This window comes from Rhizobium sp. 768_B6_N1_8 (assembly GCF_051811225.1).
GTDB lineage: Bacteria > Pseudomonadota > Alphaproteobacteria > Rhizobiales > Rhizobiaceae > Rhizobium.
Map to the genome: position 1 here is coordinate 1,444,250 of NZ_JBPWPV010000002.1, position 23,442 is coordinate 1,467,691.

General features: G+C 60.1%; 24 protein-coding genes. 12 read left to right on the plus strand and 12 right to left on the minus strand.

The features are described from left to right. Positions 1-73: 73 nt before the first annotated feature. From AB8B33_RS30900 to AB8B33_RS30910, 3 genes are all read right to left on the minus strand, one after another. On the minus strand, positions 74-1,204 hold the full coding sequence (locus AB8B33_RS30900) for an NAD(P)/FAD-dependent oxidoreductase (RefSeq protein ID WP_439018896.1): 1,131 nt from the start codon (positions 1,202-1,204) through the stop codon (positions 74-76). Positions 1,205-1,543: 339 nt separating this feature from the next. Further along, the gene (locus AB8B33_RS30905) at positions 1,544-3,052 is read right to left on the minus strand and encodes an amino acid ABC transporter permease/ATP-binding protein (RefSeq protein WP_439018291.1); all 1,509 of its coding nucleotides are present in this window, start codon (positions 3,050-3,052) and stop codon (positions 1,544-1,546) included. A gap of 60 nt (positions 3,053-3,112) precedes the next feature. After that, the gene (locus tag AB8B33_RS30910) at positions 3,113-3,946 is read right to left on the minus strand and encodes an ABC transporter substrate-binding protein (protein WP_439018292.1); all 834 of its coding nucleotides are present in this window, start codon (positions 3,944-3,946) and stop codon (positions 3,113-3,115) included. Positions 3,947-4,173: 227 nt separating this feature from the next. Between AB8B33_RS30910 and AB8B33_RS30915 the strand changes: the two genes are divergently transcribed. Next, on the plus strand, positions 4,174-5,250 hold the full coding sequence (locus AB8B33_RS30915) for a LacI family DNA-binding transcriptional regulator (protein ID WP_439018293.1): 1,077 nt from the start codon (positions 4,174-4,176) through the stop codon (positions 5,248-5,250). Between the two features lie 213 nt (positions 5,251-5,463). Here AB8B33_RS30915 and AB8B33_RS30920 read toward each other — a convergent pair whose 3' ends face one another. From AB8B33_RS30920 to AB8B33_RS30930, 3 genes are read right to left on the minus strand one after another with little or no spacing between them, the layout of a single operon-like run. Continuing rightward, positions 5,464-6,183: a GntR family transcriptional regulator gene (locus tag AB8B33_RS30920; RefSeq protein ID WP_310381635.1), complete on the minus strand. Its 720-nt coding sequence runs from the start codon at positions 6,181-6,183 to the stop codon at positions 5,464-5,466. A 35-nt stretch (positions 6,184-6,218) separates the two neighbouring features. Beyond that, complete coding sequence (locus AB8B33_RS30925; protein WP_439018294.1) at positions 6,219-7,649, minus strand: MATE family efflux transporter; 1,431 nt, start codon at positions 7,647-7,649, stop codon at positions 6,219-6,221. Positions 7,650-7,660: 11 nt separating this feature from the next. Next, complete coding sequence (locus AB8B33_RS30930; RefSeq protein WP_439018295.1) at positions 7,661-8,296, minus strand: cysteine hydrolase family protein; 636 nt, start codon at positions 8,294-8,296, stop codon at positions 7,661-7,663. Between the two features lie 306 nt (positions 8,297-8,602). Here AB8B33_RS30930 and AB8B33_RS30935 point away from each other — a divergent pair, with 306 nt between their 5' ends. The 8 genes from AB8B33_RS30935 (at position 8,603) to AB8B33_RS30970 (ending at position 15,953) form a co-directional block, all read left to right on the plus strand. Beyond that, positions 8,603-9,718, plus strand: a complete 1,116-nt coding sequence (locus tag AB8B33_RS30935; RefSeq protein ID WP_439018296.1) for an ABC transporter substrate-binding protein — start codon at positions 8,603-8,605, stop codon at positions 9,716-9,718. Positions 9,719-9,732: 14 nt separating this feature from the next. Then, entirely contained in the window at positions 9,733-10,785 is a 1,053-nt protein-coding gene (locus AB8B33_RS30940; RefSeq protein ID WP_439018297.1) for an ABC transporter ATP-binding protein, read from the plus strand. Between the two features lie 2 nt (positions 10,786-10,787). Further along, entirely contained in the window at positions 10,788-11,660 is an 873-nt protein-coding gene (locus tag AB8B33_RS30945) for an ABC transporter permease (RefSeq protein ID WP_439018298.1), read from the plus strand. Beyond that, positions 11,657-12,457: an ABC transporter permease gene (locus tag AB8B33_RS30950; RefSeq protein ID WP_113320834.1), complete on the plus strand. Its 801-nt coding sequence runs from the start codon at positions 11,657-11,659 to the stop codon at positions 12,455-12,457. The genes AB8B33_RS30945 and AB8B33_RS30950 overlap by 4 nt, the downstream gene beginning before the upstream one ends. Positions 12,458-12,473: 16 nt before the next feature. Beyond that, entirely contained in the window at positions 12,474-13,094 is a 621-nt protein-coding gene (locus AB8B33_RS30955) for a cysteine hydrolase family protein (protein WP_113320833.1), read from the plus strand. 1 nt (position 13,095) lies between these two features. Then, on the plus strand, positions 13,096-14,481 hold the full coding sequence (locus AB8B33_RS30960; protein WP_439018299.1) for an amidohydrolase: 1,386 nt from the start codon (positions 13,096-13,098) through the stop codon (positions 14,479-14,481). A 48-nt stretch (positions 14,482-14,529) separates the two neighbouring features. Further along, entirely contained in the window at positions 14,530-15,417 is an 888-nt protein-coding gene (locus AB8B33_RS30965; protein WP_310381621.1) for an MBL fold metallo-hydrolase, read from the plus strand. A 413-nt stretch (positions 15,418-15,830) separates the two neighbouring features. After that, a complete protein-coding gene (locus AB8B33_RS30970) occupies positions 15,831-15,953 on the plus strand; it encodes a helix-turn-helix domain-containing protein (protein WP_439018897.1) in 123 nt (40 codons plus the stop codon). A 52-nt stretch (positions 15,954-16,005) separates the two neighbouring features. On the opposite strand, the gene AB8B33_RS30975 is transcribed toward AB8B33_RS30970, so the two are convergent. The 5 genes from AB8B33_RS30975 to AB8B33_RS30995 all read right to left on the minus strand — a co-directional run bounded on the left by AB8B33_RS30975 (position 16,006) and on the right by AB8B33_RS30995 (position 20,072). Beyond that, on the minus strand, positions 16,006-16,914 hold the full coding sequence (locus tag AB8B33_RS30975; protein ID WP_439018300.1) for a homocysteine S-methyltransferase family protein: 909 nt from the start codon (positions 16,912-16,914) through the stop codon (positions 16,006-16,008). A 120-nt stretch (positions 16,915-17,034) separates the two neighbouring features. Continuing rightward, the gene (locus AB8B33_RS30980) at positions 17,035-17,724 is read right to left on the minus strand and encodes an ABC transporter permease (protein WP_113320827.1); all 690 of its coding nucleotides are present in this window, start codon (positions 17,722-17,724) and stop codon (positions 17,035-17,037) included. A 12-nt stretch (positions 17,725-17,736) separates the two neighbouring features. Then, positions 17,737-18,462 (minus strand): ABC transporter permease subunit, encoded by a 726-nt coding sequence (locus tag AB8B33_RS30985; RefSeq protein ID WP_113320826.1) that lies wholly within the window; start codon positions 18,460-18,462, stop codon positions 17,737-17,739. Between the two features lie 12 nt (positions 18,463-18,474). Further along, positions 18,475-19,248, minus strand: coding sequence for a transporter substrate-binding domain-containing protein (locus AB8B33_RS30990; protein ID WP_113320825.1), 774 nt, complete (start codon positions 19,246-19,248; stop codon positions 18,475-18,477). Between the two features lie 44 nt (positions 19,249-19,292). Further along, positions 19,293-20,072: an ATP-binding cassette domain-containing protein gene (locus AB8B33_RS30995; protein WP_113320824.1), complete on the minus strand. Its 780-nt coding sequence runs from the start codon at positions 20,070-20,072 to the stop codon at positions 19,293-19,295. Positions 20,073-20,234: 162 nt separating this feature from the next. On the opposite strand from AB8B33_RS30995, the gene AB8B33_RS31000 reads away from it, so the two are divergent. Next, positions 20,235-20,699 carry an Lrp/AsnC family transcriptional regulator gene (locus AB8B33_RS31000; protein ID WP_113320823.1) on the plus strand — a complete coding sequence of 155 codons (465 nt, stop codon included), beginning with the start codon at positions 20,235-20,237 and terminating at the stop codon, positions 20,697-20,699. Between the two features lie 390 nt (positions 20,700-21,089). On the opposite strand, the gene AB8B33_RS31005 is transcribed toward AB8B33_RS31000, so the two are convergent. Further along, the gene (locus AB8B33_RS31005) at positions 21,090-21,311 is read right to left on the minus strand and encodes a hypothetical protein (RefSeq protein ID WP_310381606.1); all 222 of its coding nucleotides are present in this window, start codon (positions 21,309-21,311) and stop codon (positions 21,090-21,092) included. Between the two features lie 389 nt (positions 21,312-21,700). Here AB8B33_RS31005 and AB8B33_RS31010 point away from each other — a divergent pair, with 389 nt between their 5' ends. Together AB8B33_RS31010 and AB8B33_RS31015 are read left to right on the plus strand one after the other, a co-directional pair. Then, a complete protein-coding gene (locus tag AB8B33_RS31010; RefSeq protein ID WP_439018301.1) occupies positions 21,701-22,093 on the plus strand; it encodes a YciI family protein in 393 nt (130 codons plus the stop codon). A gap of 31 nt (positions 22,094-22,124) precedes the next feature. Further along, entirely contained in the window at positions 22,125-23,396 is a 1,272-nt protein-coding gene (locus tag AB8B33_RS31015; RefSeq protein ID WP_439018302.1) for an RNA polymerase sigma factor, read from the plus strand. Positions 23,397-23,442: the final 46 nt, after the last annotated feature.

Here is a 23,442-nt window from a genome sequence, read left to right on the forward strand (position 1 = left end):
TGGCGCGACAATTGTGCCAAGGGTCCCGCTGTATTTCGTGACGGGACCACATGCAAAAACCACGCGCGCCCAACTAATGCACAGCAAACCGTTCAGGTCGGAACGAAGCAAGCATAGGATGCTCTCTTCCGGTGGCGATTTCGAAAGCTTGCAGCTCGCCCACGATGAGGCCGAGCGTTGCGCCACTGTGGCTGAAGGCAACATGGTAGCCTGCAATGGCTTTGAATGCACCGAGGACCGGTTCTCCATCGCCGGGGATCGGCTTGCCGCCGACGCCGATTGAAGCAACCTCGAGTTTTGGATTACCCTCCAATACCTTCGACGCTTCTTCAAGCAAGGCCGCAACGACTGAATGGTCGATCTCATAGCTGCCATCCGGATTGATCTTCACGCCTTGATCTGCCGCCCAATCGGCATCGAGCGAAAGGGTTCCGTCTGGTGCCGGACGCACCGCGACACGCGGCGTGTTCAGGACGGCCTTGAGGGGATGGTCAAGAGGTTTGGTCTGCACCAGAAGTGCAATCGGCGTCCCATCACCGATCGTCTGCCCGGAGTCGGCCGCCATTTCCGGTACGGCAGGGCCAGTGGCAAGAAGGACGGAATCCGCCTTGAAACGGCTACCGGATGTCGTTTCGACCCCGATGGCCCGCCCGCCCTCGACCACGACCCTGGCTTTGCCCTGATCCGTAATGAGCACGCCGCCCAGCGTAACAAACTCCTCAAGCAAATGGCCGATCAATCGCGGCAAATCGACCCAACCCTCCCCTGGATTGAAGATGGCACCCGGCGACGTGACGGACCTGGCATCGACGCCCGGGGTCACACTCGCGATCTGGTCGGACGAAAGATGCTGAGCGTCATAGCCGATCGAGGTCTCGTAGTCGAAGGCGAGAACGATCTCGTTCCCCTCGCCCTCGGCGTCCCAAGTCAGTCCGCCCTCGAAGCGGAGCCAGTCCGCATCGGGGTTGCGTGCAGCCAGCGTGCGATAACGGTCGATCCCTGCCATGCGCAACAAATGATAGGGTTTGGAGCGCATACGCGCAGAATTGAGCCAGGAGAGCGAACGGCCCGAAGCGCCGTTGGCCGGCGGACCGTCATTGACGATGGTCACCCGGATGCCGCGCCGGGCCAGCTGCAGACCGGTGGAAACGCCGAAGATACCGGCTCCGATGATGACCGTTGAACTGATGATGTTGTCGTTCATTTTCGTGTCTTTCAGTGGTTGTGCGTGATGATCGGGAAAGAGATCAGAAGGCTTGCCAGCCGCCGGACCCGCAGAGCGAATGAGAACGTCAATCGCCTTCATGTTGGCGATGGCATCATCCAGCCCTGACAAGGGCGGTTCCCCCGTTGAAACGGTTGAGGCAAAGGCGTCGGCCCGCTCGCCGTAGCCTGCGCCCGACCCGGATCGCGCCAGGCGATGGCCGCCGCCTACCCAGCCGGCTCGACTGGATCGCCGCAAGAACCGCTTTGATCGCAATCCTTGCGCAGCCAAGCACGCCCCCGATCGTTCGTGTCATTGTCATCTCCATGCGCCGGGTGGTCAGAGCACTTCCGCAAGGAAGCGCTGGAGGCGCGGGCTTTCGGGGTTGTCGAAGATCGCCTCGGGCGTTCCCGCCTCGACCACGCGGCCCTCGTCCATGAACACGACCTGATCGGCGGCCCGACGGGCAAAGCCCATCTCGTGGGTGACGACGACCATGGTCATTCCCTGCTTTCCAAGATCGGCCATAAGGTTGAGCACACCCTTGACCAGTTCGGGATCGAGCGCGCTTGTCACCTCGTCGAACAGAATGACCTCAGGCTCCATCGCCAGCGCGCGGGCGATCGCAACACGCTGCTGCTGACCACCCGAAAGACCACCGGGACGGTGATGCTGGCGGCTTGCAAGGCCAACATCAGCAAGCCGCGCCTTGGCGATGCGTTCGGCTTCAGCCTTCGGCAGGCCCTTGATCTTCGTCAGCGACAGCATGACGTTTTCGAGCGCCGTGTGATCGGGGAAGAGGTTGAAGTGCTGGAAGACCATGCCGACACGCCGGCGCAACCGCTCCGGTTTCATGGCGAGAATGCTTTGTCCGCCGACAAGGATATCCCCGCTCTTCGGCTCGACCAATCGGTTGAGGCAGCGCAAGAGAGTGGATTTGCCCGAGCCGGACGGACCAATGATACAGGTGACGCTACCAGCTTTCACCGTAAGATCGACGCCCTTCAGCACATCGAGTTCGCCATAGGCCATGCCGAGCCGGCACACATCGAGGCTGCCCCCCTTGAATGTAGGCTGAGATATGCTGCCGGTGCCGTCGAGTTCGCTGACCTCCTCCAGCCCACTGGTGATGATTGCAGGGCGCTGCTTTCCAAGTCTCAAGCGATTGTCGATCGCGTTGACGACATGGGTCAGCGGCACGGTGACGATGAGATAGAAAATGCCTGCAAGCAGCAGCGGCGAAAGATTACCGGTTACGACCGCCTGATCCTGCCCCACGCGAAAAATCTCGCGCTCCGATGCAAGCAGGCCGAGGAAGTAGACAAGGCTCGAATCCTTCACATTGCCGATGAACTGGTTGACAAGCGCCGGCAACACGCGGCGCACGCCTTGGGGCACGACGATCAGCCGCATGCCCTGGCCGTAACTCATACTCAGCGCCCGACACGCCTCCATCTGGCCGCGATCGACGCTCTGAATGCCTGAGCGGAAGATTTCGCCGATATAGGCACCAGCAATCAGACTGAGCGCCAGGATGCCAAGGGGATAGGGCGACGGGCCGAAGAGTTCGCGTCCGATGCGCGCAAAGCCCTGGCCAATCAGAAGAATGGTGACGATGGCCGGCAGACCGCGGAAGATATCGGTATAGACGCGAGCGGGAACGCGCAGCCAAGGTGAGCGAGAGATGCCCATGATGGCAAGCACCATGCCAATGACGACGCCAAGCACGGTCGAAGCCGCGGCCAGGATCAATGTATTCTTCAGGCCGACAGTGATCATGGTCGGCAGGACTTCGGCCATCGCATTCCAGTCAAGGAAGCTGCGACGCAGGTTTTCAAGCCAGTTCATCAAATGGTCCCTTGCAAGAAAGGCCGGCCCGACCGACAGAGGTCGGACCGGAAGGTGGCATCACTGCTTGGGAAGATACGCGTCTGGCATGGGGGTGCCGGGGAACCATTTTTCGTGGAGCTTTTTCCATGTTCCGTCCTGCATGGCGGCATGAAGACCCTTGTTCAGAGCTTCGCGCAGTGCGTCGTTGCCATTGCGGACGACGAAGCCGGCCGGCGCATCAAAACTCGGGATGTTGATCGCCACCTTCAGCACCGGGTAACGCGCCGAATAGTCCTTGGCAGCCTCGTAGTCGAGGAAATGCGCATCGACCGTTCCGTTGTTGAGGGCCGACACAGCAGAGTTGTTGTCCGGAAATTTCACGAGGTCGGCACTCGTGAAGTTCTTCTGCGCATAGATTTCCTGCAGCGTTCCCTGCACGACGCCGAGCCGCTTGCCCTTGAGGCCCGCAACGTCGGTAATGCCGGCATCCGACGTCAACACGGTGAGGTAACCCGCAAGGTAGCCATCAGAGAAATCGACCGTCTCCTTGCGCTTTGCGGTGGTACCGATCGCTGCGGCTGCAACGTCGAAGCGGCTGTTGGCGACCGATGGCATAAGGGCCGAGAATTCCTGACCGGTGAAGACCACCTGCTCTTTTTTGAAGCCCATGCGCTCGGCGACATTGAGAAAAAGTTCGATGTCAAAGCCGGTGAAATTGCCGTCAGCGGTCGTGAAAGCGTAGGGCTTTGCGTCACCCATCGTGCCGACGCTGATGACGCCCGGATCGATCAGGCCATAGGGATTATCTTCGGCAGAGACCGGCGCCGCACCTGCTGAAAGGCCAAGGGCGATGGCAAAAAGGGCGACGCGAACTCCGGCGAAGGGGGACGTGACAATCTCGGGAAATTTCATCGTTTCATTCTCCTCTGGTGGTATCGTTTGCGATTTTCCACGACGCAGGGGTCCCATCCGGGCGACGGCAGAAACCGCACGTCCGGCCCATGCGAGCGCATGTCGGATTTCGATGGATTTTTATATGAGACCGGTCTCTTTTTGAATTGAGACCGGTCTCATTGGCTTTTATCAATTGTTATCTTCGCATTTGCTAGTCGTCAATATCTCTTGTAAGGCTAGTTTTCATGAATCCGAACTCACCTCAAACCGCCTCCGTTACGGTGGCCGATGTCGCGCGCAAGGCGGGCGTATCGAAGGCAACCGCTGCGCGCGTGCTGGGCGGCTATGGGACCGTCAGCGATCGGGTGCGCGATGCTGTCACCGCCGCCGCCCGCGCGCTCGACTATCGGCCCAACGAACTTGCACGCAGCATGACGACGGGACGTTCCGGCACGATCGGCGTGGTCGTGGGCGATATTGAAAACCCCTTCTTCAGCCTCGCGATGCGCGGCATCACGGACGTCGCCCGGCAAGCCGGCTTTACCGTCATCCTTATCAATTCGGGTGAAGACGTATCGGCAGAAAAAGCCGCGATCCGGACGCTGATTGCCAAGCGGGTAGACGGCCTGATCGTCTCTCCGGCCAAGGAGACCGACGTCGAGCATCTTCGGGAGGTTGTCGGTTCAGGACGGCCACTGGCGTTGCTGGACCGCGGCATCAATGCTTTCGAGGTTGATACGGTCATTGCCGACGACCGGCAGGCAGCCGAGGGTGTCACACGCCAGCTTATCGCGTTGGGACACCGGCATATCGCCTATCTCACGGCCTGCGACACGCCCGATCACCTTTTCCGAACGCCTGGTGACATCAATACCGGTTCCGTTCGCAGGCGAATTGAGGGCTTTCTTAGCACCTGTCGCGAGGCCGGTCTTGGCCCGGTCGAACGTTGGATCCACATGGGCGCCGTGATCCCCGAGCAAACGCGTCAGATCGCCGAGCGGCTGCTCGAGGGAAGGGATCGTCCAACGGCAATCATCGCCTCCGACAGCGTGATCGGGCTGGAAGTGTTCAAGACGAGCCGCACGATCGGGCTGGCAATTCCAGATGATCTGTCACTCATCTCATTTCATGATGCTGACTGGACCGCAGTCACCTCTCCTCCCGTAACGGTCGTGCGCCAACCGGTCTATCAGCTCGGTGAAATGGCTGCGCGTCTTCTCGTCGAGCGCTTGAACGGGTTTGCGGGGCCAGGACGCGAAGTCGTCCTTCAAACAGAGTTCGTTGAACGTGCGTCTATCTCCAGCGCTCCGACCCTACCGTGATAGCCCTCCCCGCGGCCCGGACGGCAACTGTCCTTACGCCCATCATGACGGCACATCTACTGATCCTCTAGCAAATCAGCAAAACGCGCTCGAAACCATCAGCAAATGCGCGTCAGGGGCCCTTTTTTGCCGGCCCAGACGACCAATCCCGCCGAATCGCATCTGGTCACAATCGTACTATTTTGCAATCGACAAGAGCTCTAAGCACCGCCGCTACAGAGAAACGGACGGGGCTTTTAAGCCGGCATATTCCTCGTAGGAATCCTCGACGGTGAGGATATGGCTTCGCATCGTATCGGCGGCAAGTTCGCGGTTGCCCTGCAGGATGGCGACGAGGATCGCGTCATGTTCTTTGTACGATTTCGCCAAACGTCCCGTGGTCAGAAACTGTGCGCGACGAAACGGCGATAGCCGCCGACGTGTCGCGAGCGTGATCTCCACAAGATAGGCGTTGTGGCTGCCGGCATAGATCGCCGCATGAAACTTCTCGTTGAGCACATGGTAATGGCTCGGATCGTTTTCCTTGAGAATCTGGGCAAGGCCTTCGTGAATAGTTTCGAGATTGCGCCGTTCCGAAAGGGTCATGCTGGCGGCGGCGAGGCTTGCGCAAAGCGCTTCAAGCTCCGCCATGACGTGAAACATCTGCCGCAGATGTTCCGGCGAAGGACGGGTGACTATTGCGCTACGATGCGGCCGCGTCTCAACGAGGCCCATGGCTGCCAGGTCCCGGATCGCTTCCCGCAAGGGGGTTCGCGAAACGCCGTAGCTTGCGGCGATCTCGGTCTCGTCTAGCGGCATTCCCGGCGAGAGCTTGCCATCGACGATATCGTCTGCAAGGCGCGTGCGCACTTCCTCGGCACGCGTCAGCTTCCGCCGCGATCCGGCTTCCTTGATCAAGGAATTGTCTTCGCCCCGGCTGGGTCTAGTCTTCATTATGTTGTCCAAAGCAGCCATCTTTGCGAGTATTCTTATGTCGGACTGGTGAGCTTGCGCAACATGCTTCGACCTCGGCGTGTATTAGGCGATCCCGTCACCGATATAACCGCGCTATCGGCAAGCCTCCTCCAGCGCAGGAGAAGCGTGCAGGCGACACTTGTAATGCCCACCAATACGCCGAACCAGATGCCGACGGCGCCGAGACCGAGCCCGAAGGCGAGAAAGATTGCGATTGGCATGCCGAGCAGCCAATAACCGCAAAGACCAATGATCATCGGCATTCTCGTGTCCTTCAAACCGCGCAGGGCTCCATTGGCTGCCGACTGTATGCCATCGAAGATGAGAAACGCCGCGAGGATCATGATCAGCTTCTGCGCCAGCGCCTGGATCGCCGAAAATTCGGCGGCCCCTTCGGCGAGGAACACGCTGGCAATGTCTTCCGACGCCACGAGTAAGATCGCACCGAACAGCGCCATCACGCCGGCTGCGGCGATCAGTGAGAGATTGCCAGCCAGCCGGGCGACCGCGTCTCTGCCGGCACCCAGATGGTAGGCGACGCGGACGGTTGCCGCCTGGCCAATCGCAACGATCGGGTTGAAGGCGATGTTGTTCAGCGTATAGGCAATCTGGTTGGCAACGATCGCAACCGTCCCCAAGCCGCTGGTAATCAGTGTCAGCACCAGCGTCATACCGAGCTCCGCCGCATAGATCAGCGCGATTGGCCAGCCGATCGACCAGACATCCCTCGCCGCCTTTGCCGCCGTCGGAAAGGCGCTGCGGAACGTCGAAAGCGGCAAATGTCCTCGAGCAATTGCATAGGCCGTCAAACCGCCGGCGATCAGCCACCAGGCGATCACATAGGCAAGGCCGGCACCCGCAATCCCATGGCCGGGATCGCCGAAGGCACCAAAGGTAAGATACGACAGAAGCGGCACATACGAGAGCGCCCCAAGCCCGACCGACACCATGATCAGCCAGGATTTTCCCGATACCGAGCAATAGAGACGGATCGGCGCGATCCACAGGATAGCCGGTAGCGCCCAGGCCGCCCGGCTGATGAACTGCTCTACATCGCCAAGAATCTCGGACGCGACACCGAACGGCGCAAGTACGGACGGCAGATTGAGGAGGATCGCCACCGATAGGAGCGAAAAAACGAGGCCGACCAGCACGGCCCCGCCATAGGCATAGGCCGCGCCATCCTCCTCAACCGTCCCCGTTTCGCTTCTTCCTTTTGCGGCCGCCATCAGCGGGTGCGCGCCGGCGATCACACCTTGGGAGACGACCGTCAGCGCCTGGATGAAGATGGCGCAGAGGCCACCGGCCGCGAGCGCCGAGCCGCTGAGACGGCCGAGCATGACGCTCGCCGCCAGGCTCATAACGAGCTGGCTTGCCTGGGTCACAGCCAGGGGAGCTGCGATGCCTGCAAGCGAGCGCAGTTCATTCCATGTCGTACGGCTCATGCTTGTCCCGATCAGGCTGCAGTAACCTGACCAGCGAAGGCATCGATGACCTCCTGGGCGCTGCGGCGGGCGCCGGCCTGCAGATATTCCATGGCGACCAGCGCCGCATCATGTGCAGCCTGCCCAGAACCGGATACGCAATCCTCGATGACGCGGCAGTAATAATCGCCCTGGTGCGCATCGACAAAGCTGTAATGAATGCAGACATCGGTGAAGCCGCCGACGAAGAACAGGGTCTCGGCTTTGACAGCTTTCAGCAGGATTTCCATTTCGGTGCCGTAGAAGACCGAATAGCGGCGCTTGGTAATGCGCAGGTCATCCGGACGCATCTCCATTTCCTCGACTGGGAAGGGCGTGCCCGGCGAGCTTTCGAGGCAATGAATGCTTTCCGAGCCATCCAGCTCGCGCCCGAAGTCGATCAGGCTGTCGCGATGGGCTTCCTGCACAAAGATGACGGGAATGCCGGCCTTGCGGGCGGCATCGACGACCGACTTCGCACGCCAGTTGCGCTCGATGTGATCGCCCATGAATTCCAGGCGGGACGTCGTCGGACGCGGCATGAAGCCCGACTTCTGAATATCGACAACGATCAGGGCGGCACGACCGACGATCATAGGCTTCGGCACGATCGGATTTTCAGACGTCATTTTCACTCGCTCGCTTTGAATAAACACCCTCGCCATCCCTCTCCTCGACCATCAGATTCGGTTGGGGGGGGGAACGGCTTTCACGGCCGCAATTATACACGTCGAAATTCAGTATGCAACATTGCATACAATACGCATATTATTTGTGCATATGCCTATTTGGCTTCATGTTTTAGGGCGCATAGAGACAAACAAAAACTTCTTCAACTTCCATATCTATCTGTTTTCGTAAGATTCTTCCAACATGGCACGGCCATTGCATAGTTCTTGATCATCCACTCATGGGACAGTTAAGGAGAACATAGCATGGCATCCAGAAAGCCCTCCTCGCCTTCCGGTCAGGACAACAACTCGGCGATATCGCGCAGATCGGTCCTGAAAGCCGCCGGCGGCCTTGCCGCTGTATCGATCCTTTCGGCGCCCTTCGTGCGTCCCTCCTATGCCGCAGCGACGCTCAAGGTCTCGAACTTCGGCGGCTTCTTTGAGGAAGCTTTCGCAAAGAGCGTCTATCCGGCCTTCACCAAGCAGACCGGCATCGCGGTTCAGTCGATCCCGCAATCCGGCAGCTCGCAGTTCCTGGTCCAGCTCGGCCAGGCAATCCAGGCTGGCTCGGCACCCATGGATATCTGCTGCGCCGGTCAGGCGGACGTCATCCGCGGCCGCCAGCGCGGCCTCTGGGCAACGGTCGAAAGCTCGAAGCTCAAGAACCTCGGCAACCTGATGGAGGGTTTCGTCTATAGCGACGGCGGCAAGGTCGACGGCGTCGGCGCCATGGCCTGGTACATCACTCTGATCGCCAACCCGTCCGAATTCGAAAAGCTGCCGGACAGCTGGACGGAACTCTGGAAGCCGCGCGCTTCCGCCTGGGGCCTGCAAGGCGGCGGCAACAGCGTGCTGCTCGACATCGTCGCCTCTGTCTATTTCGGCGGCCCCCCGACGCTCGATACCCAGGAAGGCATCGACAAGGTCATCGCCAAGATCGCCGAGCTGAAGCCCAATGCAAAGCTCTGGTGGACCGACGAAGGCTCGATGCAAAGCGCCTATCAGAACGACGAGGTCGTCGGCGGCCTCTACTTCCACGACGTCTCGATGATCATGAAAAAGGAAGGCACCGACGTCGCTTCGATCTTCCCGAAGGAAGGTGCCGTGCTCGGCTACAACGCATGGTGCGTTCCGAAGGTCGCCCAGGTGACCGACGCGACGATCGCCTTCCTCGATTGGAGCGCCACGCCGGAATGCCACGAACTGATCGCCCGCAATGTCGGCGCAGCACCGCTGATCGAGCGTTCGAAGCTCAGCTTGACGGATGACGAGTTCAACGCGGTTTCCTTTACCGGCAAGCCGATCGTCGTCGCGTCCGCGGCAAAGGTGAAGAACGCCGACTACATCTCGACGCAGATGCTCAAAATGCTCGGTCAGTAAGTCTGGACGGAATGATGCAAGGCTTGGAAATTTCACACCTCACGAAGTCCTTCGGTACAAACACGGTCGTCTCCGACGTCTCGCTTGCCATCGAACAGGGCAAGTTCGTCTGCTTTCTCGGTCCGTCCGGCTGCGGCAAGACGACCCTGATGCGGATCATCGCCGGCTTGGAGCAACCCACGAGCGGCACAGTGCGTCTCGATGGTCGTGACATCACCGGAATTCCGACGAACGAACGAAACTTCGGAATGGTGTTCCAGGCCCTTGCCTTGTTCCCGCATCTCGATGTGGCCGGCAATATCGGCTACAGCCTTCGCTATCGGACGATGGCGAAGCACCATAAGCAGGAACGGATCGACGAGCTTCTGAAGCTGGTCGATCTGCCCGACATGCAGTCGAGGCGGGTCGATCAGCTCTCCGGCGGCCAGCGGCAGCGCGTCGCGATTGCCCGCGCGCTGGCGCAGGAACCGCTTCTCTTCCTGATGGACGAACCGCTCTCCGCGCTCGATGCGAAGCTGCGCGACCATATGCAGGTCGAACTGCGGCAGCTGCAACAGAAGCTCAAAATAACCACGATTTTCGTCACACACGACCAGCGCGAGGCAATGACCATCGCCGACCAGATCGTCGTCATGGCGCATGGCAAGGTGCAGCAGGTCGGCAGCCCAATCGATATCTACCGCAAGCCGGTCAACCGGTTCGTCGCCGACTTCATCGGCCAGAGCAATATTGCCGAGGGCATTCTCGTCGATCGCGAGCAAGTACGGATTGGCGAAAGCGTCGTTACCACCAGCCCCGCTTCCGCCGCGCTGAAGACCGGAGATCGCGTAACGGTCTGCGCCCGGCCGGAAAGCACACTCATCAGCCGGCCGGCCGCCGGCAGCGACGGCCCCTTCGGAACAGTCACCTTCGTGCGCGACCTCGGCTCGAGCGTCGAAGTCTTTCTCGAAAGCGGTGACCGCCAGGTGGTCGCTTCGCTCGCCCCGGCCGCCTGGGCTGAACTCGACGGCGGCCAAGAGTTTTCCATTTCCTTCGCACCGGGATCGGTGACTGTGCTGGAGGACTGACCATGTCGCGCGTATCCGGACAAGAAGGCATGAACCGGCAGCGCTTGTCGGTAGCGCTCGGTCTCGCCTGGCCGTTCTTCATGATCGTCGCCTTTTTCGGCGTGCCCTTCGTGCTTCTGCTGCGCGTCAGTGTCGCCCGCGTCGATCCCGCCTATTACGAGGGCAGCGGCTGGTCGCTCGAAGCGATGGCAAGCCTGTTCCAGCCGATGGTGATGAACGGGCTCGCTTTCTCGCTCTGGCTTGCGCTGACGGTCGCCACGCTCAGCATGATCATCGCCTTCCCGGCGACCTATTTCATCACCCGGATGAGCCGCAAGGCGCAGATCGTCTGGCTGATCGGTCTGCTGACGACGCTTGCGCTCTCCGAAGTGCTGATCACCTTCTCCTGGCAGATCATTCTCTCCAAGCGGGTCGGTATATCGAACATCGCCGTCTTCCTCGGCTTCCTCGACAAGCCGGTATCGCTGACCCCGAGCTTTTATGCCGTCGTCAGCTGCCTGATCTATGTCGTCATCCCCTTTAACGTGATGACCATCTATCCCGGCCTGTCGCGCATGGATGCCTCCTATATGGAAGCGGCGTCCACCATGGGGGCGCCTCCGATCCGGGCCTTTTTCAACGTGCTTCTGCCCCTGATGCGCAAACCGATCGCCACCGCCTATCTGACGACTGTGGTGATGACGATCGGTGCTTATGTCGCGCCTCTCGTGCTCGGCGGCCCGAGCAATTGGACGATCGGCGTCATCATCAGCGAAGTCGCCAATTCCGCCCAGAACCTGCCGCAGGCCTCCGCAATCGCAGTCTTCCTGATGCTGGTCACCGGCGCGATGATCCTGGTGATTAACCGCATCGGCGGGAAAGGATACACGTCATGAGCCGGTTTGCTCTCAAGCTCGTGCGCCAGTTCTTCCTCCTCTGCCTGGCCTTCTTCCTGGCGGCGCCGCTCATCATCGTTGCAGGCGTCAGCTTCAACACCACAGCGCAGATGACTTTTCCGCCGCAGAATATCAGCCTGCGCTGGTATTGGACCTTCATGGAAGACCCGGCATGGACCTCGGCCTTCCTGCGCTCCGTCGTCATCGCGATCGCCTCTTCGCTTCTGACGATCACTGTCGCCTTTCCGATCGCTTATATGCAGTGGAAGACAAATTCGCGCTTTGCAAAACTGCTGGCCGGAATGGCGGGCGTTCCCTTCATCCTGCCGCCCGTCGTCATCGCTGTCCTGTTCCTGTTGTTCTGGGGTACGGTCCGCCATGTCGGCCAGATCGAGAACATCGTCATCAGCCATGCCGTGACCTTCATCGCCGTGCCGCTGGTGATGATCTCACTTGGCTTTTCGGGGATCGACAAGTCACTCGTCGAGGCCGCCCGGACGATGGGCGCGCGCGAAAACGATATCCTCAGAACTGTCGCCATACCGATGGTCCTGCCTTTCGTCATCTCGAGTTTCATCTTTGTCGCGATCTTCAGCCTCAACGAATATGTGATCGCCTTCATGGTGGCGGGTTTCACCGCCGAGACGATGCCGGTCAAGATCTTTTCCAACATGCGCACCGGCTTCTCGCCGACCATGTGCGTCGGCGCCGTCCTGTTCATGCTGATCGGCCTGTTCGGCTTCATCACCGTTGCTCGCCTGGGCAATCTTCCGAAACTTCTCGGCGCACGTTTCTAGATCGAAGGAGCATCCCATGCCAAAGAAGCAAAATCCCATGATCGTCGGCCAGCCGGTCCTGATCGTCGTCGACATCCAGAAAGTCGGTTTCGACGATGACGGCTCGATCCCTCTTATGCCGGGTATCATCGAGCGCATGCGCAAGGCCCGTACCGTCATCGATGCCGCCCGCGAAGGTGGCGTGCCGATCATCTTCCTGCAGGAAAGCCACCGCAAGAGCGGCGTCGATTACGGCCGCGAAATGGATGGCGACGAAGACATGCACCTGCGCGAAGACTGGGAGGGCACCAAAATCGCCGCCGAGGAAGTCGGCTTGCGTGACGACGATTACGTGATCGTCAAGCGCCGCTATTCCGGTTTCATCGGTACCGACCTGCAGATCCTGCTGCGTGGCCTGAAAGCTGAGACGCTGATCCTCGTCGGCGGCCTCACGAATATCTGCGTCCATTATACCTTCGCGGATGGCCACCAGTCCGATTACCATTGCCGCGTCGTCGAGGATTGCGTCGCGGGATCCTCGATCGAGGCGCATGACGCCGCGCTCGCCAATATGGAATATCTGCAGCATGGCGCCCGCCGTACCGCTGCAGAGATCAACGAAGCATTCCTCGCTTTCAAACAGGGGAAGGCTGCCTGACATGCAGGATCGCTTGAAGACGGAAACACGCCGCATCTGGTCGGGGCTTGCCGCAGAAATCGAGCAACTGTTTGCCGAGATGTGGAAAGTGCCGGAACTGCCGGCGCTGGAATACAAGTCGCAGGCGATCCTCTGCGACTTCATCGAACGGCACGGTTTTTCGGTCGAGCGCGGCGTCGGCGGCGTGCCGACCTCATTCATCGCCCGCATCGCCAAAGGCGACGGCCCCACAGTCGGAATCCTGATCGAATACGATGCGCTGCCGAGCCTCTACAATGACGCGGTTCCCTACCGGCAGGGCAATCGTCGCCTGCCCGGCCATGGCTGCGGCCACAATCACATCGGCCCGGCCAATACCGGCGCCGGCATCGCCGCCGCAAAGGCGATGATCGAACTCGGCCTGCCCGGCGAGATCGTCATCGTCGGTTGCCCGGCCGAGGAAATCGGTTGGGGCAAGCTTGCGCTGCAGGCGGCCGGCGTGTTTGACGGGCTCGACCTCGTCCTGACCTCGCACGGCGACTACCAGAACGGCTCGCTTGCCCGGCCATGCCACGCCATGGCGAGTGGCGAATTCAAGTTCATCGGCGAAAGCGCCCATGGTGGCAAGACCGCCACCCGCAACGCACTGCTGGCCGCAGAAGCCGCCTATGCGGAATTCGACGGCCTCCGCAAGGAGGTTCCCGGCCTGCAGCTGAAGCACGTCTATCGCTTCGCGGGCATCACACCCGGCGTGACGCCTGAGGAAGTGCGCCTCTGGTCCTCCGTCCGACATCATGACTTCGACATAGTGCAGCAAGGTTACCAGCTGATGCTCGACACCTACAGCCGGATCGCTGCCGAACAAGGCGTTGAACTGGTGGCCGAGCAGATCGCCAATTGCCGCGGTTATCTCGGCAATGACACCGTCGGACGTGTGCTGGATACGTGCCTGAGGGAAATCGGCCCGCCGCGCTGGACCGAAGCCGATATCGAATGGATGGAGCAGCTTTCCGCCGCCTGTGATCCCGGCAAATCTTTCAAGCTGCATCGTGAACTCGAATATTTCGACACTGGCATCGATTATTACGGCCAGGATGACGGCGACATCAGTTGGCATATCCCGCTCGGACGGGTTAACTGGGCCTATCCAGACAATGTGCCGATCCATCACTGGGCATGGACGGCGCTGTCAGGACATTCGTCGAGCAGTCCGGGGCCGCTGATGGCGTCGGAAGCGCTTGCCATGGGCGCAATCACATTGCTGGCATCGCCGGAAACGATCGCTACCGCCAAGGCGGAACTCAGCGAACGCACCGGCGGCAAGCGTATTCCGGGACCGGCACCGACGATTTCCGACGTGCTGGCAAAGGATCCGCAGTCCTTCTGGGACGCGACCTGGGCGCGCTGAAGCACCCCGCTCATCATAATGTAAAGGCTGATGTCCAGGAGGAACCGGATGAAGGGCATGCTTGACGACTTCCGCATATTCGAACCATATCCAGGCATATTCGCCTATTATGACGGGCGCATCGCCGGCAAGCGGCTCTATTCGGAAGGGCCCAACTGGCTCGACGACGGCGCCTTCAGCCTCGGCATCGCATCCTATGCGATCGTCGATGGCAATGAGGCGCTGGTCTACGACACCCACATAAGCCTAGACCATGCCCGCGCCATCCGCGCCCATCTGGAAGCGCGAGACATCTCGAAGATCACGGTCGTCCTCAGCCATTTTCACAACGACCATATCGCCGGCAACGAGGTATTTGCCGATTGCATCATCGTCGCGAATGGCGCGACCGCCCGGCTTCTCGAAGCGGAAAAACCGCGCATCGCCGCCCGCCTGCCGAAGATCGATCCTGTCATCATGCCGAACAGCCTGTTCGACGGCAGCCGGTCGATCACGGTCGGAAGCCGCGCGATTGAACTCCACGAGTTCAACATCCACAGTCCCGATGCGACGATCCTATGGCTGCCTGAGGAGCGGCTTCTGTTTGCCGGCGACACACTCGAAGACACCGTCACCTACATAACGGATGCTGCCGCCCTGCCGCAGCATCTGGAAGAACTGAAACGTCTGCGCTCCTTTCCCATCGCCCGTATCCTCCCCTGCCATGGCGATCCGGATCGTATTTTCGCAGGCGGCTACGAGCCTTCCTTCATCGACGCGACGATCCGGTATGTCGAGGCGATGAGTGACGAGGCGCCAGAACCGGAGATCTGGCGCAAGCCTCTGGCCGAAGCGGTCAGCGAGGATGTGAAAAGCGGCGCGCTGATCTACATCCCCGCCTATGAAGATGTGCATGTCTCCAATATCGCATTGCTGAAGACCTTCCGAGAAAGGTGAGGCGTTTACGAACGCTCTCCAATGACATCCACTACGCCAACGGACCCGGCCTGGGCGATGACCGGATTTATGGAGCATCCTTGAACAAGCGGCACGGGGGATCAGACTGAAGTTTCGGGTTCATGTAGGCTATGCCGGTCTGCAATCTCACGCTGATGTGCAATCCGATCGAGCCTCTGCCCCGACCCCCTCGCGTGATGGTCTTGATGAGATTCGAACTGCCAGACTGGGAGCTTCCGACAACATTATCGTTCACCGCGAAGCAAGATCGGGTGACTGCATCGACGCTCGAAACCGTGGCCGAGGATATGGGAATGCTGCCATAACCTCTGGCAACAGATAAAGCACTGGCGGCCGTTCTGGCGCAGACAATCGAGCGAGGTGGCTTCGCCATCGATGATCTTAACCGCCAGATCTATCAGATGACCATGCGGCAAGCAGATGGCAACGTAGCACGGGCAGCCCGTAGGCTCGGGCTCAATCGGGCCCAGTTCGCCTATCGGCTGGGTCAGATCAGCAACGGAAGGAGCCGCTAAAACAATGCTGCCGCTGCCAACTCCCAGGCTATGAGCGATTTCGGCGGGTGCTTCAATCCAAAAACGTCTTCCTCAAGCGATGAATATGAGCAGCACCGATGCCGCAGCAGCCACCGATTATTGTCGCACCCGCTTCGACCCAGGAGCAGGCATAACGCGAATAGGCATCGTCATTCAGATCGTTGCGGGTGTCGTGCAGACCTTCATTGGCGGCTGCGTCGCCTGTTTCCCCTTCGAATGCATTGGCGTAGACGCCGATTTCGATGGAAGCATCCATCTTTCGGAAGACCCGCGCTGCCGTCTCCACTGCCGCCTGCATGACTTCGGGCTTGCTGCAATTGAACAGGAGAGCCTCGGCGCCCGATGAAACCGCCCAGGATGCCGCGTCCTCGACCCTTTCTTCGGAGCGAAGCTTCGGTTCGCCGCCACTGAGGGCTGCCTCGTCATCCGCCAATGTGAAGGAAATCCAGAACGGCTTGCCTAATGTCGCCACCGCCTTGCGGACAGCCTCTGCCTCGGCGATCAGGCTCAACGTCTCGCCGAGCCATATATCGACGAAGGGGCCGAGGTTCTCGACAAGCACCTTAAGATAATCCTGCACCCGCGAAGGCTGAAAATTCTGCGGCTCGTATGAACCGAAGATCGGCGGCAGCGACCCGGCGACCAGCACCTTGCGCTCCGTAACGGCATCCGCCGCCTCGCGCGCCAGGCGACCGGCGAGACGGATCAGCGCCGGCCCTTCCTTCCGGAACCGATCCTCGCCGATGTGAAAGGGCACGAGTGCATAGCTGTTCGTCGTAACGACCTCAGAACCGGCGGCGATGAATTCCTGGTGTACCTTGCGGACGATATCCGGCGCGTTGATCAGCGCCAATGCCGACCATTCCGGTTGTTTCAGTTCCGCGCCCAGCCGCAGCAGCTCGCGGCTCATGCCGCCATCGAGAATTCGCGTCGTGCTCATGAAGAGGTCTCCATTCAGGCTGTCACGCCGTCAGCGGCGGCGGGCTTTTCATAACAAAGTGGGCGAGTTGCGCGTGGTTCGTGCGCCAGGGAATTCATGAGCCAGTCCTTTTACGTCGGCCTAGCGGCGAACCGGCACCTGCGCTTCGAGACCTCGAAAGACGCGGGCGATCACTGCGGTCAGCGCGAGATAGAAGAGGGTGACGACCAGCAGCGGTTCATAGACGAGCAGCGTGTCCTGCCGAACCTTGTTTGCCACGGCGTAGAGATCCATCACCGTCACCGTAAAGGCGAGCGGTGTCGCCTTGAGCTGCATGACGATCTCTCCTGCAATCGTCGGCAGGGCGATGCGAATGGCACGCGGCAGCCAGATGCGGCGGGTCAGCATCCAGGGTGAAAGGCCGAAGGCCCGGCCCGCTTCGAGCTCGCCCTTGGGAACTGCAAGCAGCGCGCCGCGCAACACCTCTGCCTCATAGGCGGCATAGTTCAGCGTGAAACTGACGGCGGCAAAGAAGAAGCCCTCGCGCAAGACTGGCCAGAACAGGCTCTGGCGGATGCCGGGGATCATGGGGAGCAGCGAGCCCACCCCGTAGTAGAGGAGCCATAGCTGTATCAATAGAGGTGTGCCGCGGAAGAAGGTGCAGTAGCTGCGGGCGAGCAGCCGTGTCAGCCCGCCGCCGCTGACCTGCGCGAAGGCGAGACCGATGGCGATGACAAAGCCGAACATCACGGAGATCACCAGCAGGCAAACCGTCTGCCAGGCGCCCGTCAGAAGCAGCGGCCAATAGGAAGAGATCCAGGTGAAACTCATGGGGCGCTTTCTTCAGGCAAGGCGCGGCTGCCCTCGCCGTACCCGTCCCTCGATCAGCTTGACGATGACGTTGGAAACGAGCGTGATGGCGAGATAGAGAAGGGCCGAAGCGAGGAAAAAGACGAAGTAGTGTTTGGTGCTTGCCCCGGCAAGACGGGTGGCGAGCGCCAGCTCCTGATAACCGACGACCGCGACCAGTGCGCTGTCCTTGGTGACCGACATCCAAAGATTGGCGAGACCCGGCAGGGCGTTTGGCAGGAGCGCCGGCAGCAAGACCCGGCGGAACCTCAGCACCGGTCCCATGCCGAAGGCCTTGGCGGCATCGATCTGGCCGACAGGAATGGCGAGGATCGCGCCGCGCAGTACCTCCGTCATGTAGGCACCCTGCACGAAGCCCAGCACCATGACGGCCGCGACGAAGCCGTTCACATTGACCGGTGGCAGGTCCAAGGCGGCCAGGAGCCGGTTCAGGCCATCGGTGCCGGCATAATAAAGCCCGACGATCAGGATCAGCTCCGGAACGGCGCGGATCACCGTGGTGTAGAAATCGAGCAGCAAGCGGAGCCCGCGATTGCCCGAAAGCTTTCCAAGCGCACCACCCGTGCCGAGCAGCAGGCCGATCGTGAAGGCGCAAGCTGAGATGGCGACCGTGGAGACCGCACCTGCCAGAAGAACGCCGCCCCATCCCGGAGGATAGGGAGACAGCAGGTCCAGAATACCTTGTTGCGTGGTCGCCATTATCAGGACTGCTTACTTTGCGCCGTAGATGTCGAAATCGAAGTATTTCTTGGTAATGGCGTCATACTGGCCGCTGGCCCGTACCGCAGCGATGGCCGTGTTCAGCTTGGCTTTCAGCTCCGTGTCTTCCTTGCGCAGGCCACCCGAAACGCCGGCGCCGAGAATTTCCTTGTCGTCGGTGACGTCACCCATCTTGGCGCAGCAATCCTTGCCGCCATCGCTCTTGAGGAAAGCGTCAAGCGCCAGTGAATCGCCAAAGACATAGTCGATACGGCCGGAGGCGAGATCCTGAAAAGCCTCGTCGAGCGTCTGGTAGGTTTTTTCTTCCGCAGCCTCGGCGAAATACTTCTTGTAATATTCCGACTGGATCGTCGACACCTGGATGCCGATGGTCTTGCCCTTCACGTCCTCGGCTGTGGCGCCCGGCTTCTGGTCCTTGGGACCGATCAAAGTGCTCGGCGTGTTGTAATATTTGTCGGTGAAGTCGATCACCTTCGAGCGTTCCGCGGTGTTCGACATCGACGACCAGATCACGTCGAACTTCTTGCTCTGGAGAGCCGGAATGAGACCATCCCAGGAAATGTCGACGATCGAGCATTTCTCCTTCATCTCATCGCAAACGGCATTCATCAGGTCGATTTCCCATCCCTGCCATTGGCCCGACGCGTCCTTGGCGAAGAAGGGCGGATAGGATTCGTTCATGACGCCGAAGCGGACTTCGGCCTGTGCGGTGACGGCGGAAAGCACGAGTGCCGCGCCGGCGAAAAGCGTGGGGAGCAGTTTCATTCGCAGGATTCTCCTGGTTTGTGTTGTCGACGAGAGTTCGCGCATCAGTGGGCGCGCAGACCGGTAAATTCCCGGCAGCGGGCGCTCACCGGCGCCCCGAATATCTGCTCCGGCGGACCTTCTTCCTCGATCCGTCCCTGATGCAGGAAGAGAACACGGCTCGAGACATCCCTGGCGAAGCGCATTTCATGCGTGACGATCAGCATGGTCCGGCCTTCTTCCGCGAGATCACGGATGACCTTCAGAACTTCGCCGACCAGCTCCGGATCAAGCGCCGATGTCGGCTCGTCAAACAGCATGACATCAGGGTTCACGCAGAGCGCTCTTGCGATTGCCGCGCGCTGTTGCTGACCACCGGATAAGAAAGCGGGATAGACGTCGCGTTTATCGAAGAGCCCGACCTTGTGGAGCAGTGCCTCGGCCTTTTCGATGGCCTCGCGCCGCGAAATGCCCATGACGTGCACCGGCGCCTCGATGACATTTTCCAGCACCGTCCGATGGGCCCAGAGATTGAAACTCTGGAAGACCATCCCCAGCCCGGTCCGCACCCGCTCGATCTGCCGCCAGCTGCGCGGCTGCGGCCGTCCGCCCCGACCGATCTTCAGCACAATCTCCTCGCCGTTGACCGCAATCCGGCCACGATCCGGCATTTCCAGGAAATTGATGCATCTGAGGAAGGTGCTCTTACCGGAGCCCGACGAACCGATGATCGAAATCACATCGGACTTGTGGGCCTGCGCCGAAATACCCTTGAGAACCTCTTGCGAGCCGAAGCTTTTATGAAGATCTTCGACGCGAAGAGCAGGAAAGGGTTGATCCGACATGCATGGTTCCGGCTGAACTGAATTTGCGAAGGATAATGATAAAATAACGCGGTTTTTTCGCGCAATTTTCATCCATTCTGCATATTTTGTGCAAAATAATCTTCCCCGTGCGGCAAATGCGGCAGAATGCGTGAAGTGCCGCGGCAAGAATTGGACTGAACAATGGAACAACTGGATCGCTTTGACCGTGACATTCTCGATATCGTTCAGCGCGACTGCCAGCTGAAAGCCGAAACGATCGCCGAACGGGTCGGGCTATCGGTCTCGGCCGTGCAGAGGCGGTTGAAGCGCCTGCGCGAGGAAGGGATCATCAAGGCGGAGGTGGCCGTCGTCGACCGCAAGGCGACGGCGACATCGATGGTGTTCATCGTCGGGATGGAGATCGAGCGGGACAATTACGACGCGCTGGCGAAGTTCCGCCTCTGGGCAGAGAAGCAGGATCACATACAGCAGGTCTATTACGTCACAGGTGCGGTCGATCTGATCGCGATCGTCACCGCCCGCGACGTCGAGCACTATGACGACATCGCGGCCCTGATCATGGCGGAAAACCCGCAGATCCGCCGCATGCACACGAATGTCGTGCTGCGAGACGTCAAGCTCGGCCTGTTCGTTCCCCTGGAATAGCGCGCAAGCAATGGTCTCGCCACCATTGGTTTGGGCCGCGGAGAGGTCCCAGCAGTCTTTAACGGCGGTGTCAGTTACCGCTGTGACGTTTCTGTGCCTGTGTATCAATATCGCCGATAGAACGCTCCAGATCGATTGGGCACCAATGCGATCCTCCACGTCAGCATTCGGACGTGCTTCAAATCTTGGCAGGCTTTAATCGAGGCCGTCGTTTTGAGGATCTATCTGCGCAGATTGGTGTTTCGTGCAGCCCGAGATGAATTCCCAAATCACCCCAGCGGGATCGGCCGGGCCGATCAGGTCCGAGCGCTCCCAGGAGCCTCCGGGCCGGGCCTGTTGGGATCAGCCATTCATTGGGTGACAATCAGGGCCCAACGGAACCTTGACAGCTCATTCCTCAGGCACGCCGTCAAGAAGGCCATCATAGACATCCATGAGCGCGTTGGTGATCGCCTGACCCAGCGCGTTTCCGGCTTGGCGAACATCGTCATCGGTGCCGTCCCGCGCTGCCCTTGCAAGCTCGAAGCCCTGGTCGCCAACGATCTGCTTGGCCATTTCGATTGCCCATAGCCCGAAATCGCCGCGGTTATCGATCTTGATTGTATCGTTCATGTGCTGGGCTCCTGTGATCAGCAGCGAGGATTTACCCACTCGCGCCAGGAAAGGCCAGCCTTCGACGTGGTGTGATCTGCTTCAATCTTTCATGATGCGCCTGGATGGGCACCGGCGCTCTCAGCGAACTGGTTGTCGCAAGAAGCCTATGGGAAGTCAAAAGCGCAGCGATGGCTTGGCGGATCGTTCAATCCGAGGATTTTCTGCGGTGAATTCGTTTATGGCGATCTTGAGGAGCTCCGGGGCCGATGCAGGATTTGCCGGCGCTCTGCTCTAATCCGATTTTTTCAAGATTATTGTCGATTTCCGAAATGCTGCTTCGTTGTCAATATGAGCGGGCTTGTTCAGCGGCAATGGTGCCGGCGTCTCGCTACCGGAGGAACCTTCCTATGCGTTTCATGTCTATCGTCACGTCTACCGATTCGATGCATCCGACGTCCGAGCTTATCGAGGCGATCGGCAAGCTTGCCGATCGGGAAATCAAGGCCGGCCGCATGCTCGACACCGCAGGGCTGATGCCGCTCGCGACGGGTGCCCGCGTCACGATCCGTGAGGGCAAGCTGAATGTGATCGACGGGCCTTTCGTCGAGGCCAAGGAGGTCGTCGGCGGTTATGCGATCTTCGAACTGCAAAGCAAGGAGGAGGCCGTGGCGCTGGCAGTCGAGTTCATGCAGCTGCACAAGGATCTCATGCCCGGCTGGGAAGGCACGTGTGAAGTGCGCGCCTATTTTGAACCGGGTGCAGAGGGGATCTGCGACCCTCTTGCCGAAGCAAGGGCATGATCCTCTCGACCTGTAATCGGGACGGACGGCCGTGACGGTCGCCGGCACCCATCAAACGATCCTGGCGGTCTGGCGGATCGAACAGCCGCGGCTTATCACCAGCCTGGCACGATTGCTGCGTGACGTGCCGCTGGCCGAGGATCTGACCCAGGAAACGCTGACTGTCGCCCTGGAACGATGGCCGAAGACGGGAATCCCCGAGCGGCCCGGCGCATGGCTCATGACCACTGCCAAGCGTCGGGCGCTCGATCATCTGCGGCATCGCCGGATGCTGGATCAGAAGCACGAGATGATTATCCGGGAAATGGAAGCAGAAGAGCAGATCATGCCAGATCTAGACACGCCTCTGGATGACGATATCGGCGATGAAATGTTGCGCCTGATATTCACGGCGTGCCATCCGCTGATCTCGCGCGAGGCGCGTGTGGCCCTGGCCTTGCGGATGATCTGCGGCCTGACGACATCAGAAATCGCCCGGGCATTTCTGGTGACGGAAGCGGCGATCGCCCAACGCATCGTCCGCGCCAAGAAGACATTGTCTGAATCGGGGCTGGGCTATGAGACACCGCATGGCGAGCAGCTGTCGCAACGTCTCGCCTCGGTGCTTGAGGTCATCTACCTGATCTTCAACGAGGGTTACACGGCCGCCCGCGGCGACAACTGGTTTCGGCTGCAATTGTGCAATGAGGCGCTGCGGTTGGGCCGCGTCCTAACGTCAGTGGCGCCGCAGGAGCCGGAGGCGCACGCTTTGCTGGCTTTGATGGAGCTGAACGCGTCCCGTGCTGCGGCGCGCACGGATGCGGCCGGCAATCCGATCCTGCTGCTCGAACAAAATCGCGGCCGCTGGGATCGCTTGCAGATTCAGCGCGGCTTGAAGGCGTTGATGCGGGCTCAGGAGCTTGACGGTGCTGGCGGGATCTATGCCCTGCAGGCCGCGATCATCGCATGTCACGCAAAAGCGATGAGCGCCGATGAAACCGATTGGAGGCGGATCGCCGATCTCTATGCGGAACTTGCCGGGCTTCTGCATTCGCCGATCGTCGAACTCAATCGAGCCGTGGCCATCGGCATGGTCGAAGGCCCCGAGGCGGCACTGGACATTATTGAAAGCCTGCGCGATGAGCCTGCATTGAAGAACTATCATCTTCTGCCCAGCGTCCGCGGCGATCTTCTTTATAAGCTTGGCCGATACGACGAAGCGGGGCGAGCCTTTGAAGCGGCAGCCGCGCTTGCCGAAAATAAGAGGGAGCGTGATCTCCTCATGCGCCGTGCTGGCGAAGCTGGCGCCGCTGCGAAGGGTTGATCCGGCTGAGGGCGGCCCTTTTTTACTTTAGGCCATTCTAGAGTCT